16 protein-coding genes are annotated in these 14,356 nt (G+C 43.7%); 12 read left to right on the top strand and 4 right to left on the bottom strand.

The window, feature by feature from the left end; genetic code table 11:
* Positions 1–188 precede the first annotated feature (188 nt).
* From CCS02_RS10665 to CCS02_RS10645, 5 genes are all read left to right on the top strand, one after another.
* Complete coding sequence (locus CCS02_RS10665; protein WP_100636544.1) at positions 189–614, top strand: N-acetyltransferase; 426 nt, start codon at positions 189–191, stop codon at positions 612–614.
* A 134-nt stretch (positions 615–748) separates the two neighbouring features.
* Positions 749–1,282, top strand: a complete 534-nt coding sequence (locus CCS02_RS10660) for a shikimate kinase (protein WP_100636543.1) — start codon at positions 749–751, stop codon at positions 1,280–1,282.
* A 495-nt stretch (positions 1,283–1,777) separates the two neighbouring features.
* Entirely contained in the window at positions 1,778–2,128 is a 351-nt protein-coding gene (locus tag CCS02_RS10650; protein ID WP_157807988.1) for a hypothetical protein, read from the top strand.
* A 21-nt stretch (positions 2,129–2,149) separates the two neighbouring features.
* Positions 2,150–2,314, top strand: coding sequence for a hypothetical protein (locus CCS02_RS22160; RefSeq protein ID WP_157807987.1), 165 nt, complete (start codon positions 2,150–2,152; stop codon positions 2,312–2,314).
* Between the two features lie 298 nt (positions 2,315–2,612).
* Positions 2,613–3,227, top strand: coding sequence for a hypothetical protein (locus tag CCS02_RS10645; RefSeq protein WP_100636541.1), 615 nt, complete (start codon positions 2,613–2,615; stop codon positions 3,225–3,227).
* Between the two features lie 117 nt (positions 3,228–3,344).
* Here the strand turns inward: CCS02_RS10645 and CCS02_RS10640 are convergent, their stop codons facing one another.
* The 4 genes from CCS02_RS10640 to CCS02_RS10625 are packed head-to-tail and all read right to left on the bottom strand — an operon-like array spanning position 3,345 to position 6,210.
* Complete coding sequence (locus CCS02_RS10640) at positions 3,345–4,073, bottom strand: amino acid ABC transporter ATP-binding protein (protein ID WP_072838767.1); 729 nt, start codon at positions 4,071–4,073, stop codon at positions 3,345–3,347.
* On the bottom strand, positions 4,060–4,710 hold the full coding sequence (locus CCS02_RS10635; protein WP_072838768.1) for an amino acid ABC transporter permease: 651 nt from the start codon (positions 4,708–4,710) through the stop codon (positions 4,060–4,062). Before CCS02_RS10635 ends, CCS02_RS10640 begins: the two co-directional genes overlap by 14 nt.
* 35 nt (positions 4,711–4,745) lie before the next feature.
* On the bottom strand, positions 4,746–5,408 hold the full coding sequence (locus CCS02_RS10630) for an amino acid ABC transporter permease (protein WP_100636540.1): 663 nt from the start codon (positions 5,406–5,408) through the stop codon (positions 4,746–4,748).
* A gap of 10 nt (positions 5,409–5,418) precedes the next feature.
* A complete protein-coding gene (locus tag CCS02_RS10625) occupies positions 5,419–6,210 on the bottom strand; it encodes a transporter substrate-binding domain-containing protein (protein WP_100636539.1) in 792 nt (263 codons plus the stop codon).
* Positions 6,211–6,569: 359 nt separating this feature from the next.
* Between CCS02_RS10625 and CCS02_RS10615 the strand changes: the two genes are divergently transcribed.
* From CCS02_RS10615 to CCS02_RS10585, 7 genes are all read left to right on the top strand, one after another.
* A complete protein-coding gene (locus tag CCS02_RS10615; RefSeq protein WP_100636537.1) occupies positions 6,570–7,388 on the top strand; it encodes a MurR/RpiR family transcriptional regulator in 819 nt (272 codons plus the stop codon).
* A gap of 126 nt (positions 7,389–7,514) precedes the next feature.
* Positions 7,515–8,741, top strand: coding sequence for an amidase (locus CCS02_RS10610; protein ID WP_100636536.1), 1,227 nt, complete (start codon positions 7,515–7,517; stop codon positions 8,739–8,741).
* Positions 8,738–10,375 (top strand): gamma-glutamyltransferase family protein, encoded by a 1,638-nt coding sequence (locus tag CCS02_RS10605; RefSeq protein ID WP_100636535.1) that lies wholly within the window; start codon positions 8,738–8,740, stop codon positions 10,373–10,375. Before CCS02_RS10610 ends, CCS02_RS10605 begins: the two co-directional genes overlap by 4 nt.
* Before the next feature lie 61 nt (positions 10,376–10,436).
* Complete coding sequence (locus tag CCS02_RS10600) at positions 10,437–11,255, top strand: sulfite exporter TauE/SafE family protein (RefSeq protein ID WP_011978285.1); 819 nt, start codon at positions 10,437–10,439, stop codon at positions 11,253–11,255.
* Positions 11,256–11,264: 9 nt separating this feature from the next.
* A complete protein-coding gene (locus tag CCS02_RS10595) occupies positions 11,265–12,485 on the top strand; it encodes a pyridoxal-phosphate-dependent aminotransferase family protein (protein ID WP_100636534.1) in 1,221 nt (406 codons plus the stop codon).
* The gene (locus CCS02_RS10590; RefSeq protein ID WP_100636533.1) at positions 12,485–13,726 is read left to right on the top strand and encodes an allantoate amidohydrolase; all 1,242 of its coding nucleotides are present in this window, start codon (positions 12,485–12,487) and stop codon (positions 13,724–13,726) included. Before CCS02_RS10595 ends, CCS02_RS10590 begins: the two co-directional genes overlap by 1 nt.
* 248 nt (positions 13,727–13,974) lie before the next feature.
* Positions 13,975–14,343, top strand: a complete 369-nt coding sequence (locus tag CCS02_RS10585; protein ID WP_100636532.1) for a cupin domain-containing protein — start codon at positions 13,975–13,977, stop codon at positions 14,341–14,343.
* The last annotated feature ends 13 nt before the right edge of the window (positions 14,344–14,356 follow it).

The raw sequence follows: 14,356 nt of genomic DNA, 5'->3' as shown, positions 1-14,356 counted from the left end.
TATTTTGCGCCTAAGATCGGTTGCAGCTTCTATATATTGTCGCTATATTTCCGAAACTTGAGAGTCCAAGGAATAGCCAAGTTAACTTGTGCAGTAGGTGCTTTCACTAATGTCATTTTTTGGCAGGCGTGTGAGCACTTGGAAATCAACATACCCTGCCTTGGTTATTAATTGCAGAGGTAAGTATTATGATTCGTAAATTGTGTGCCGAAGATATTAATGAAGTCGTATCCATTTGGTATTCGGCCTCAGTGAAAGCTCATGATTTTATTGCTGAAGAATTTTGGCACTCGCAAAAAGAGCCGATGCGTGATGTTTATATACCCAATAGTGAAACTTGGGTTTATTACCTAGAAGACCGCATTTCAGGCTTCATTTCTTATTATCAAGGCTTCATCCCAGCTCTGTTTGTTTCCCCAAGTGATCAATCTAACGGTATTGGTACTGAATTGCTCACTACACTGAAACAACATTATAACCAACTCAGCCTGACGGTTTATGCGGAAAATACTCAGGCTCATTCATTCTATATTCGACAAGGTTTTATCGAGCTAGAACGAAAGTTGTGTGAGCATACTGGGCATGAAGAGATCTTAATGTCTTGGGCTTTATAAACATATAAAAGTATTTCTAAAGGATTCAAAGTATACGATGTGTGTATTTTGAATCCTTTTTGTCTTAATTTCGTTAGCGATAGGATGAGCTAGTTTATCTAAGGCGACGTAAGAAACAAGTTGACGTATTTACCATGAAAAAAGTAAATGTAATAGGAACAACCGGAAGCGGGAAATCAACATTTTCACAGCGCTTAGCTAAAAAAATAAATGCACCTTATATCCAAATGGACCAAATTTTTTGGAAGCAAAATTGGCAAGAGTCTCAAGATTCTGAGTTTTTTCAAAGAATTGAAGATGTTTTATCTGAAAGTACATGGGTTCTAGACGGTAATTATAGTAGAACGAATATTATAAAATGGCGTGACGCAGATACTATAATATGGATAGATTACTCATTTTGCAGAACATTATTTCAACTATTTAAACGTACTATCAAAAGGATAATCTCAGGAGAAGAGCTATGGCCAGAAACAGGAAATAGAGAATCCTTTGCTAAATCCTTTCTATCGAAGAAATCAATTTTCATTTGGTTTTTTAAAAACTATAGCCACAACAAACAACGCTACTCAAAATTAATGTATTCTTCAAAAATTAAGCATATTAATGTCATTCGTTTATGTAGTCCAAAAGAAGCCGACTTATTTCTAAAAAATATAGAAGCGTAAAGTACTATTTTTGTATTTTTATGTGTTGGTTGTGGCTGGTATATCAATCAAACTTTATCGCCCGTTAGGTTTGACTACCCAAATAAAAAACCAGCTTGTTTTGCTTTTATTGAAGAGAAACAGACTGGTTTTTTTGTAATTAAGTTAAGAAGTCGAAAACTGAAGCACGGCCCCGACGAATCGTTTCAGTTCATCAGTCTGAGGGTTGGGCAAGATTGTTTTTGGATCGCCTTGTTCCCAGACTTTGCCTTGGTGCATGAAGACAACTCGGCTGCCGACATCGCGGGCGAAGTTCACTTCATGGGTCACCAGGACTAAGGTGATGGCTTCTTTCGCCAGTTGCTAGAGTACTTTTAAGACTTCGCCATCGTCATGTGTGGGAACAGGTTGAAGTTTTGGAAAATCATACTGACACTAAGCGCAAGACGACGAGCCTGAATGTCTTTTGTGGCGACTTCTTAAGCGATAACATATTTATTTTAAAAGGGAATTGATTTGAAAAAGACAATAGCTGTGATGATTTTCCTTCTGCTTTTTGGCTGCTCTCATGTTCCATTAGGCAGCATGCTTAAGCTGAGTGCCTTTGATGAAAATAGTTTTTTAAGCTTAAACCCACATGAATTGAGAAGTCGAATTCAGATCGATAAACCGGTTGAAATAGACATATCCAAAACAGCGTTATCATTGAATTTAGAAACATCGAATGGATGGCTAGTTTTTGATTATCCATTGAAGGTTCTCTCTATTAAAAATATTCATCAGGATGACAATAACTGGTTTATATCGGCGATGGAATTTACGGAATATGAGTTTGCTTTATCAGATGAGGCTGTTCACAACTTTTAAGCTTTACAAGAAAAAATGCAGTTGGAAAAGCCTAAAAGCTACCGTTTGAATATTGATACCGAACTTGAAAAACTACCTGATGATCAAGACGAGATTATACTATCTATCTTTGTAAGGCTGTCTGCAGAAAGTGATTACATTACCTTGTTTGATAGGGGATCTGTTGATGTTGAAGGGCATAACTAAAGCAAGTGGAAGCCAAACCATTAATTTTGAGTCAGAGTGGGATGCCCTGTTCACTAAAATTAAGGAATAAGCTGCGTAGTTAATAGATTCGTATTAGACATATCAACAATCACTCAACAGGATTTGGAAAATATTTACCAATACATCATGCCCGGTGGAAGACATCTAGATGGATATTAGATTTGATCCTATTGCTATCGATACACACTTTTTCAATATGTAGCATGAGATGTTTATTAGTTTTAGGTTAAAAAATGAGAATGTTTATAAAGATATGAATATATTAAAGGAATAGAAGATGGCTGATGCAAGTGTTGCGTTTGATGATGCAATTAAACATATAATGAAAAATTCAGAACAGTATCTTTACCAGTTTAATTTCTCAGCATGCGAGCTTTGGTTATGCAATGAATTATGTAAAATTTTGAATTTCGAAGCTGGCACTGGTGTATCTAGTGAAAAGAATGAGTTTATTTATAACGAAGATAAGAAAAGAGACTTGTCTATTTATCATTGGGATAAAAATGGCACTGAGAAGTTGCTTGAGCATATAGAAGTGAAAGTGGTTTATCCTAAATATTTGTTAAGCCATAAAGTAAATTGGCTTGACTCATTAGTGAATAAACTTGACAGATCACAGCTAAATTTCAATGAATATATTGGTTACCATGGCTGGGTATTTTTTGTTTGGACATCAGATAGAACATATTCAAAAAAATACCCCAATCCAACCGATTTTTTTAATAGAGATACTCAAGAGATTAAAACTAAATTGCCTCATTGTTATAATTCAAAAACAGACTTCCAATGTGTTGATATCATTGATGGAAGCTTTTTATGGAGAGGTGTTACTAAACGTATTGTTGTTAAGGGCATGCAATTTACTAAGGCAGCAAAACAGATTTCTGTTTGAATACTAATCTGATTTTCTATTACAAATTTTAACTACCCAAGTGAAAAAGCCAGTCCGTCTCTCTTACATTAAGAGAAAAAAACTGGCTTTTTTGTAATTATGTTAAGAAGTCGAAAACTAAAGCACTGCCCCCATAAACTGTTTCAGTTCATCTGTCTGTGGGTTGGACAAGATGGTTTTTGGATCGCCTTGTTCCCAGACTTTGCCTTGGTGCATGAAGACAACTCGGCTGCCGACGTCGCGGGCGAAGTTCATTTCATGAGTAACTAGAACCAAGGTGATACCTTCTTTAGCCAGTTGTTCGAGTACTTTTAATACTTCGCCGACCAATTCTGGATCAAGTGCAGATGTGATTTCGTCACACAGCAAGACTTTTGGTGACATTGCCAAGGCGCGGGCGATGGCGACACGTTGTTGCTGGCCACCAGACAGTTTTTCTGGGAAACTGTCGAATTTTTCTGCAAGTCCCACTTTTTCTAGCATGGCGCGAGCCGTCGTTTCGGCCTCGGCTTTGCTTTTCTTCAAGACGATAGTCGGTGCAAGCATGACGTTTTCGCCAACTGTCATGTGCGGGAACAGGTTGAAGTTTTGGAAAATCATACCGACGCTAAGCGCAAGACGACGAACCTGAATGTCTTCTGTGGTGACTTCTTTACCGTCAACGGTAATGCCGCCTTCTTGGTATTGCTCTAAGCCATTGATGCAGCGCAGTAGAGTACTTTTACCAGAACCACTTTTGCCGATGATAGAAACCACTTCGCCAGCTTTGATGTCTAGATCAATGCCTTTCAGCACATGATTATCGCCATAGTATTTATGGACTTGATGTAAGTTAACGAGAGACATTGAATTTTTTCTCCAGATGCTTGCTGTACAAAGACAGTGGATAACAGAGCATGAAATAAATCAGCGCAACTAACGTGAATATTTTGAACGGCTCAAAAGTAGCGTTATTTAACATGGTGCCGACTTTAGTCAGTTCGACAAAACCAATAACTGATGCCAATGCTGTGCCTTTAATGACTTGTACTGAAAAGCCGACAGTTGGGGCGGTTGCCACGCGAATCGCTTGCGGCAAGATAATATGTCTTAGGGTTTGTAAAAAGCTCAAGCCCAAACAACGGCTGGCTTCCCATTGTCCTTTAGGTAGTGTGTCTATACAGCCACGCCAGATTTCCACCAAGAAGGCGCTGGTGAAAAAAGTCAGTGACAAAATCGCTGCGCCCCAAGCGGATATTTCATAGCCCAGCATGGATAAGCCAAAGAAGCACAAGAACATTTGCATCAGCAATGGCGTGCCTTGAAATAGCTCCACGTAGATTTTTACGATGCGTTGCATCACAGGATTACGCGTCAAACGCATAGCGGTTAATGTCAGCGCGACAGTTGTGCCACCGATAAAAGCAGCGAGTGACAATAAAATGGTCCATTGTGTCGCAAACAGTAGGTTGCGCAGAATGTCGTAGTTAGAAAATTCGATCATTGAGTTTCCCTCATTTTGCTTTTATTGAATGCCTTTTAATTAGACGTTCGATAAGCAAATAGGCGTTTTCCTAATGCGTTAAAAGCAAATCTCAACAGTATAGACAAACCAAGGTACATCAAGGCGGTAACGAAGTAGCTTTCAAAAGCACGGAAGTTACGTGATTGCACAAGGTTGGCTGCGTAGGTTAAGTCTTGCACCGAAATCTGAGAAATAACCGCAGAACCCAGCATGACAATAATGCATTGGCTGGTAAGTGCTGGGTATATCTTTTCAAATGCCGGAATAAAGATTACGCGTGTCAGTGTTTGGCGAAAGTTCAATCCCAACACTTTTGCTGCTTCTATTTGACCTTTTGAAATGCTGGCAAGACCTGCTCGAATGATTTCTGTGCTGTATGCGCCAAGGTTAATAGTCAGTGCGATCATGCTGGCTTCCCATGGCGACAACATCACGCCAATAGCCGGAAGACCGAAAAAGATAAAGAAGAGCTGAACAATAAACGGCGTGTTGCGGATAAGTTCCACGTACACACTGACAACTCGTTGACCTGCTCGGTTGCCGTATTGGCGTACGGTCGCGCAGACCGTACCCAATACCACTCCCAAGATCGTTGTCAGTACAGTGAGTTCAACAGTGGTTTTTAAACCACTGAGAAACACGTCGCTGTATTGCAATAGATCAGAGAAATACAACATAACGAAAGCCTTATGCGCCGAAGCCTTTAGGTAGTGGTGCTTTTAACCATTTCATCGAAATGTCGTTTAGTTCACCAGATGCCAAGGCGCCTTTGATTAGCTCATTAACTTTGGCTTGTAGTGCTGTTTCGCCTTTTGCCATACCGATGTAGCAAGGGGAGTCTTTCAACATGAATTTACTTTCTGGTGCGCGTTGTGGCTGACGTTTAGCAATTTCAGCGGCAACCAAGTTACCGGTAGCGATCAAGTTCACTTGACCAGATAGGTAAGCGGTTAGCGTGGTGTTGTTGTCTTCAAAGCGACGTACGTTGACAGATTTAGGCGCGTTTTTCTCAAGCTCTAAATCTTCTACCGAACCGCGAGTAACACCAACGGTTTTGTCTGCTAACTGGCTGATTTGTGTTACGGCAACATCTTTAGAACCAAATACGCCTAAGAAGAAAGGCGCGTAAGGCGTAGAAAAATCGATGGCTTTTTCACGTTCTGGATTTTTACCAAGGCTAGAAATAACCAAATCTACTTTTTGAGTTTGTAGGTAAGGAATACGGTTGGCGCTGGTCACTGGGACGATTTCGATTTTCACGCCCATTTCTTTAGCAATGTAATTTGCCATGTCCACATCGATACCTTGAGGTTTTAAATCGGTACCAACTGAGCCAAATGGAGGGAAGTCTTGAGGAACTGCAATGCGGATAAGGTTACGGTCTTTTATATCCTGCAACACGTCTGCGCTTGCACTTAATGCGCTAAAGCCTGCAGCGATGATCAATGTTTTGCCTAGTAGTTTGGTCAATTTTTTCATGGTTGGGGTTCCTGTTTCGTTTTGTGAATGCCTGAAACACAATTTGCAACACCCATGCCAACATGAAACAAAAGTTTCTTAACTGTTGATTTATGTAACAAAACACTGCAAATACGACGAAAAGCTCCCAGTTGAAAAGCATGGAGATAAAAAGATTTTGCGATGAAATGGTGAGTTTTATCTTTTTTCGGTGCGCCAATGTGGGGCGAAGTTGATATTTTGGTGCGCTCTTTTTTGTCTGATTTGATCTGTTTTTCTGATGAAAGCGTACTACAAGGCATCAAAGCGATAATCTAAGTTGGCAGTTCAACGATAATCAATTACCGTAGAGCAAAATATCCCCGAACTGAGGTTAACACGTGGCTACAAAGCAGGATGTGCTATCCCTGATCGAGCAGACCTACCCGACTCTGTCTCCATCAGCGCGATCAATAGCGAACTATTTACAACAGAATCCCTTGGCGATTGTGAGTCAAACGTCGGCCGAAATTGCTGAAAACACCAATACGTCAAAAGCGACCGTAAGTCGTTTCTTTCGTCAGCTTGGTTATGATTCGCAACAAGGTGCCAAACAAGCGCAATTGGCATTGCGTGAAAGCGGCGTACCGATTTTCACCCAAGGCTCGTCTTTGGATCAAACCGCGCAAGAGCTAAAAAACCTATCGCTTACCTTTGAAGGTTTGCGACCTGAAATCCTTAACGACATCAGTGAGCGCCTAGCCAAAGCAAGCCGAGTTACCTTGATAGGTTTTCGTAATGCTTATCCGTTAGCGTTGCATTTTCGTCAGCAGTTACAACAAGTGCGTCACTCCGTTCGCTTATTGCCTCAACCGGGTCAAACATTAGGAGAAGATCTACACGACATTCTTGACGATGAAGTGATTGTCTTGTTGGGCTTTAGACGTCGTACCCGCCAGTTCAAACAAATTGTAGAAGCTTTGCAAGGCCGCACCACGGTATTGATTACCGATCCAACGGGGCAGGTTTATAACCAACAAGTGTCTCATGTGCTGCTTTGTCACCTTGGCAACGAAAGCCCATTCGACAGTTACGCCGCACCAATGAGCCTGATCTCTATGTTGTGTAACCGAGTGTTTGGTTTTCTGGGCGATGCGGCGAGTCGTCAGACGCAGGCGATTTCGGCGTTGTATGAAGATTTGGATGAGCTTGAACCATAAGTTTTTAAAAGAAAACTGACCCACACTGTTTGCGACACTTTTGAAGAAAAAAAAGAATTATTTTTTGTTTCAGTTGACAGGGTGGTGAAACGATTGTTTCATATGTGCTAATCAAGCGGAGGACATATGAAACATTTCATGGTACAAAATCCTTTTATCTCTCCTAAAGAGCTTAACTTAAGTGAAACGGCTTGGAACGATCGCTCATCAGCTAATCCTACTTTGCCACTGAGTGGTTTACGTTTGGCGGTGAAAGACTTGTTTCATATGGCAGGACTGCCAACTTCCGCAGGCAATCCAACTTGGCTTGCTACTCATCCGATTCCGACAAAAACGTCTTCTAGTGTTGCTACTTTGCTTGATGCCGGGGCAATTTTTTGCGGTAAAACCATTACTGATGAGTTGGCTTACAGTCTCAATGGGCAAAATATTCATTACGGAACACCCTCAAATCCGGTGACACCAAATCGTCTCCCAGGCGGGTCGTCATCGGGTTCGGCGGTGGCTGTGTCATCTGATCTTGCCGATATAGGTTTAGGCACAGATACGGGCGGTTCGATTCGAGTGCCAGCCAGTTACAATGGTTTGTTTGGATTACGTCCGACGCATGGCGTGATTCCGTCCGATAACATGGTTGCCCTTGCACCCTCTTTCGATACTGTGGGCTGGCTCACGAGAGACTTAGCCACACTGGAAAAAACAGCCCGTGTTCTGCTGAAGAGTAAGCTCCCTAAAGAATTTAGTAACGTATTGATTACCAAGAATTTAATTGATCAAGTTGCCCACGTAAAAGAGCTAAAAACACAGCTGCAAACGTGGCGTGAACAAAAGAGTTTTCCTAAAGAATCTTCTATCGTAATTGACACCAAAGCGTGGAAAACCAGCGAGACATTTCGTACTTTGCAAGGTGCGGAAATTTGGCATGAACATGGTAAGTGGATTAATGATCTTAAAGGCCTAGCTGATGTTGACACTTCCTCCGTTTTTGCACCAGATATTCAGTTGCGTTTCGAATGGTGTAAAACCATTTCTGAAGCCGATGTCGCTGCGGCAAAACAGCAAAGACAGCGCTTTACGGATTGGCTAGAAAACGAAATCGAAGGATCAGTTCTTATCATTCCGACCACGCCCGGTTTAGCGCCTTTATTTGATGTGGCCGACGACGAGCTTGCCGCTTATCGTAATCAATTAATGGATATTACTGCCATTGCAGGATTAGCCGGTCTTCCGCAATTGCATTTACCGGTTTGTACCTTAAATGGCGCACCATGTGGCTTGTCCTTAGTGGGTTCAAAAGGCACAGATTTAGCGCTGATTGAATTCGCAAAACACTTAATGGAGTCGGCGTCATGAGTACTTTGAATCCCAATAATGACTCACACACGAATAACATAAAAAAGAACGACATTGCTTTTACCGCGCCGCATTTCAAAGCTACAGAAACAGGGCGAAAAATTCTTGAGCAAGGTGGTACCGCGATAGAAGCCATGGTTGCTGCAGCCGCTACGATTGCGGTGGTCTATCCACATATGAATGGCTTGGGTGGTGATGGTTTTTGGTTGATCAGTGAGCCTGATAAAGCGCCAATTGGCATTGATGCTTCTGGTAAAGCGGCGCAACTGGCGACACTGGATTTTTATAAAGGCCACGACAGCATTCCAGCACGAGGTGGAAAAGCCGCATTGACGATGGCGGGAGCTGTTGCAGGTTGGCAAGAAGCCTTGGTAGTGAGCCAAGCTTGGCAAGCCGCCTCCAACGCACAAAACTTGCTGTTATCGACCTTGCTTGATGATGCCATTCAATTAGCGAAAAACGGCAGTGACGTGACAAAAACCTACGTCGATGCAAGCAATAAAACCTTTGCTGACTTGGTAAGTGTGCAGGGTTTCGCTGAGGCATTTTTGAACGCTGGTAGCATTTACGAACAAGGCGATATATTGGCCTTGCCAGTACTGGCAAAAACGCTAGAACAACTTGCTGATAAAGGCTTAGACGATTTTTATCACGGCGATATTGCCACACGTTTGGCGAAAGATTTAGCGACCTCTGGTTCGCCGATTCGCTTGGCGGATTTCCATTCTTATCAGGCAAAACGCGTAGAACCTCTGCAGGTCAAAACCAGTGTTGGCTCTCTTTATAATCTGCCAGCACCAACACAAGGTATCGCATCGTTATTGATCTTGGCTTTGTATGACAAGCTCTACACGCAAGGCAAAACGGCCACAGACATGGCGCATTTGTTGATTGAATGTACCAAACAAGCCTTTATCGCCCGTAACCAATTTGTGACTGACGAGTCTCGTTTAGCAATGGATTTATCGTCTTTATTGGATGACGAACAGCTAGAAAAAATGTGCCACGAAATCGCCTTAGAGCGAGCGCAACCTTGGCCACATCAAGCCAAACATGGTGACACTATTTGGATGGGCGCTTGTGATAGTGAAGGTCGAATGGTTAGCTATATTCAGAGTTTGTATTGGGAATTTGGCTGTGGCGTAGTCAGTCCTTCCACTGGCATTGTGTGGAACAACCGTGGCTCGTCGTTTTCATTGCAAAAAGGTTCATTGCAAGAGCTGGGGCCGAATCTAAAACCTTTCCATACGCTGAATCCGGCTTTTGCTGAATTGAACGATGGTTGTCGTATGAGTTACGGCACCATGGGTGGCGAAGGTCAGCCACAGACTCAAGCGGCTTTGTTTAGTCGTTATGTTTATCACCAAATGCCGTTGGATCAGGCCATCAGCGAAGGTCGTTGGTTGCTGGGTCGAACATGGGGCGATGTCAGTCATAATTTAAAAATTGAGCGAGACTTTGCCGATATCGCTGCGGATGAATTGGTTAAACGCGGTCACGATTTGGTTATTGTCGACTCGCAAAATGAGTTAATGGGCCACGCTGGCGCAGTTGTGCTTCATCCGGAAGGTCATACCGAAGCTGCAACGGACCCAAGAAGTGATGGCTTGGCCATCGATAGCACTGATATTTAGAAACAGTCAGATTTAGTAACACTTTAGTTAGTAATCATCTCACTTAGGAGAAAACAGAAAAATGTCATTCATAATGGAAAACTATTCCATGATTCTCGCCATGATGGCCACTGGTGTGGTGGGTGGGATTTTAGCCGGTTTGTTAGGTGTTGGCGGCGGTATTGTTATCGTGCCTGTGTTGTATTTCTTGTACCAAGGTATGGGCGTTAGTGCGGATTCTGCCATGTTAGTTGCCACAGCGACCTCATTGGCAACCATTATTCCTACTTCCATTAGCTCGATCCGTTCCCATAAGGCCAAGGGCAATGTTGATTTCGACTTGCTAAAACGTTGGGGCTTTTTCATCTTCGCTGGTGTAATGGTGGGGAGTTTTGTCGTAACGCGTGTGGATGGTCAATGGTTGTCCTTGCTGTTTGGCGTCATTGCTACTTTATCTGCGCTAAATATGTTGCTGGGTAAAAAAGACAGCGTGTTCAAATCCTTGCCAGGCAATGCGGGTCAAAGTGTCATGGCGACTTGTATCGGCTTCTTTAGCTCTATGGTGGGCATTGGTGGCGGAACATTGACCGTCCCAACTCTGACTTTTTGTAACTACCCAGCGCATCGAGCTGTTGGTACGGCAGCAGCGGTTGGCTTGATCATTTCATTGCCAGCGGCCCTCACTATGCTGATTTTTGGCCAAAGCCCTGTTGATGCGCCTTATGGCACAGTCGGCTTAGTTAACCTAATTGGCGTTATTTGCATCATTCCATTGACGGTTTTGTTTGCACCTGTTGGCGCGGGATTAGCTCATCGTTTAGATGCTTCTAAGTTGAAGAAAGTCTTCGCTGTTGTGTTGATATTCACTGGCATCAAGATGCTTTATCAGGTTTTAGGTTAGGAGATTATTATGCAGCCACTTTCATTACCTCCAAGATTATTAATGGGCCCCGGCCCGATTAACTGCTATCCACGCGTGTTGTCGGCTATGTCGACTCAGTTGGTGGGGCAATACGATCCAACCATGACCAGCTACATGAACGAAGTCATGGAATTGTATCGTCGTGTTTTTAATACTAAGAACCAACAAACCTTTTTGATTGATGGTACTTCTCGCGCTGGAATTGAAGCGGCTTTGGTGTCTTGCTTAGAACCAGGCGATAAAGTGCTGATTCCTATCTTTGGTCGCTTTGGTCATTTGTTGGCTGAGATTGCAGAGCGCGCCGATGCCGAAGTTCATACTATCGAAGTGCCTTGGGGTGAAGTCTTTGATCCGCAGCAAATTGAAGACGCGATCAAAAAAGTACAGCCAAAACTATTGGCGATTGTACAAGGCGATACTTCGACCACTATGTTCCAACCATTAGAAGAGCTAGGCGAGATTTGTCGCGCTCACGATGTGTTGTTTTACACTGATGCGACAGCGTCTATTGGTGGTAATCCGTTGGAAGTTGACGCGTGGAAAATCGACGCTGTGTCTGTTGGTTTACAAAAGTGCTTGGGTGGGCCATCTGGTAGCGCACCAATTACGCTAAGTGATCGCTTTGTGTCTTGTGTACGCAAACGCGCTCATGTGGAAGCAGGCATTCGCGATGCGCATCACCAAGGGTCATCCGGTATGCGCATTCGCTCTAACTATTTTGATTTGCCAATGATCATGGATTATTGGGGCGACGAGCGTTTGAACCATCATACGGAAGCCGCAACCATGTTGTTTGGTTCTCGTGAATGTGCGATTCAGCTACTTAACGAAGGCCAAGATGTGGTAATTCAGCGCCATCAGTTAGCAGGCGACGCCATGCTACAAGGCGTTCTAGCCATGGGCTTAAAGCCATTTGGTAACTTGAAACACAAGATGACCAACGTAGTGGGCGTGTATATTCCTGACAACGTCGATGGCGAAAAAATTCGTCATGATTTATTAACCATCTTTAACATCGAAATTGGCACCAGCTTTGGCCCATTAAAAGGTAAGGTTTGGCGTATTGGCACCATGGGTTATAACGCTCGCCAAGACGCGGTGCTGCATACATTACAGTCGCTTGAAACTGTGCTTCGACGCGCTGGATTTGCTTTACCAGCAGGTGCTGCCGTCGATGCGGCCATGGCCGTTTATAGTGGGGAAGTCTAATGATTGGTGGTTTAAAGATTGATTGCAACAAACTCGCTCAGTTGGTGATGTACCGCTGTGATGAACTTGGCAAAATCAGTCAAAGCGATGATTGCCTAGATCGTCGCTATCTCACCAAAGAACACAAACAAGCCAATGGATTGGTGGGCGGCTGGATGCAAGAAGCAGGTATGCAAACGTGGCAGGATGAAGCGGGGAATCTTTGGGGACGTTGGCAAGCCGCTAACCCAGACGCGCCACGCTTTATCATGGGTAGCCACTTGGATACTGTACCAAACGGCGGTCAATATGACGGCATGTTAGGCGTGATTACGCCTGTTACCTTGATTGCAGCTATGAACCAAGCCGGTATTCGTCTACCGTTTCACCTTGATGTGGTGGGATTTGGTGACGAAGAAGGCACACGTTTTAGCTCTACATTACTTGGCAGTCGCGCACTAACAGGTCAATGGCCAACAAGCTGGGCCGATTTAAAAGACAGTGATGGCATTAGCCTAGCACAAGCATTAAAAGACTTTGGTTCGGACTTTGCGAGTATTCCTAATGCCGCCATCGAAACCGACAATCTGCTTGGTTACCTTGAGCTTCATATTGAACAAGGACCAGTATTAGAACAATTGGATTTGCCAGTGGGTGTCGTTAGCGCAATCGCTGGGGCAAAACGCTTTGAATTTAATATCACGGGTATGGCAGGGCACGCCGGTACTGTGCCGATGAATTTACGCCAAGATGCCCTTTGTGCGAGCAGTGAGATGATTCTTGCAGTAGAACGAGTCGCTCAAAATCATGGCATTGTTGCCACTGTTGGACGTATTCAAAATCGTCCCAATGGCGTTAATGTTATTTCTGGTAACACGGGATTTTCTCTCGATATTCGCAGCGAATTTGATGACAAACGCGACGTAGCACTCGACGAAATTTTGCTGGAATTAGAAGCGATTGCTGCACGTCGTAATGTGCGTATTGAACGCAAAGCGACCCATGCTGCTAACGCCGTGCATTGTGATGCTAAATTGCAAAGCGTGCTACGCAACGCCATCGAAGCACAGAATATCCCAGTACATACTCTATTCTCTGGTGCGGGACATGATGCTATGGCGATTGCGGATATTTGCCCTGTGGCCATGTTGTTCATGCGCTGCGATAAAGGTATTAGTCATCACCCAGCGGAAGCGATTGATACGTCAGATGTAGCGGTGGCGTTGGCCGTGCTTAGTCAGACGTTACAGAGTTTAGCCTAACGGTTTTGTGGGGCTATTCAGCATAACGTCTCGCCCCCTGATTGGATGTGAAATTGACTCCCCAGTATAACGTTTCGCTCCCCGAGCAAGCTCGAAGAATCGCTTTCACGTTATGCTGGGGAGCTAGCCTTCTTCGGTTAAAAGCGTCCATGCGTTTAATTGGCGCTGACGTGTCGAGGAACGAGACAATACGCAAGCCAATTGAATTGCGTGGACGCTTATTATTACGGCAAATAGAGGATTATTCGATGAAATTTACGCGCATTTTTAACGACGATCAGGGCAAAAGCCAGTTCGGAGAAGTAAATCTTGATGTCCGCGATGGCGGTCCAATTGGCTTTTTGTCAGAGCGCTTTCCAGTAGGCGATATGATTTTTCGTGAAACGCCAAGCGACTACGACTTCAAATGGCATCCAGCGCCACAGCGCCAGCTTTTGTTCATCATCAAAGGCCGTTGCGAGTTCATGGTATCGTCCGGTGAAACCCGCCAATTTGGCGCGGGCGATGTTGTGTTGTTAGAAGACATAGAGGGCGAAGGCCATTGCAGTAAGGCATTATTCAACGAAGTCAGACACTCGATTTTTGTGACTTTGCCAGATGATGTGGTGTTTGGCTAAATCTAATATCCGT

It is taken from the genome of Marinomonas sp. ef1, from assembly GCF_002806845.1.
Taxonomy (GTDB): domain Bacteria; phylum Pseudomonadota; class Gammaproteobacteria; order Pseudomonadales; family Marinomonadaceae; genus Marinomonas; species Marinomonas polaris.
This window is presented reverse-complemented; position numbering and strand designations above follow the sequence as displayed.

Excerpts from the sequence above, each read along its gene's own strand:
- CCS02_RS10645 (WP_100636541.1), top strand. The coding sequence starts at position 2,613 with ATGGCTGATGCAAGTGTTGCGTTTGATGATGCAATTAAACATATAATG.
- CCS02_RS10610 (WP_100636536.1), top strand. The coding sequence starts at position 7,515 with ATGAAACATTTCATGGTACAAAATCCTTTTATCTCTCCTAAAGAGCTT.
- CCS02_RS10640 (WP_072838767.1), bottom strand. The coding sequence starts at position 4,073 with ATGTCTCTCGTTAACTTACATCAAGTCCATAAATACTATGGCGATAAT.
- CCS02_RS10585 (WP_100636532.1), top strand. The coding sequence starts at position 13,975 with ATGAAATTTACGCGCATTTTTAACGACGATCAGGGCAAAAGCCAGTTC.
- CCS02_RS10595 (WP_100636534.1), top strand. The coding sequence starts at position 11,265 with ATGCAGCCACTTTCATTACCTCCAAGATTATTAATGGGCCCCGGCCCG.
- CCS02_RS10605 (WP_100636535.1), top strand. The coding sequence starts at position 8,738 with ATGAGTACTTTGAATCCCAATAATGACTCACACACGAATAACATAAAA.
- CCS02_RS10635 (WP_072838768.1), bottom strand. The coding sequence starts at position 4,710 with ATGATCGAATTTTCTAACTACGACATTCTGCGCAACCTACTGTTTGCG.
- CCS02_RS10665 (WP_100636544.1), top strand. The coding sequence starts at position 189 with ATGATTCGTAAATTGTGTGCCGAAGATATTAATGAAGTCGTATCCATT.
- CCS02_RS10590 (WP_100636533.1), top strand. The coding sequence starts at position 12,485 with ATGATTGGTGGTTTAAAGATTGATTGCAACAAACTCGCTCAGTTGGTG.
- CCS02_RS10625 (WP_100636539.1), bottom strand. The coding sequence starts at position 6,210 with ATGAAAAAATTGACCAAACTACTAGGCAAAACATTGATCATCGCTGCA.
- CCS02_RS10600 (WP_011978285.1), top strand. The coding sequence starts at position 10,437 with ATGTCATTCATAATGGAAAACTATTCCATGATTCTCGCCATGATGGCC.
- CCS02_RS10630 (WP_100636540.1), bottom strand. The coding sequence starts at position 5,408 with ATGTTGTATTTCTCTGATCTATTGCAATACAGCGACGTGTTTCTCAGT.
- CCS02_RS10660 (WP_100636543.1), top strand. The coding sequence starts at position 749 with ATGAAAAAAGTAAATGTAATAGGAACAACCGGAAGCGGGAAATCAACA.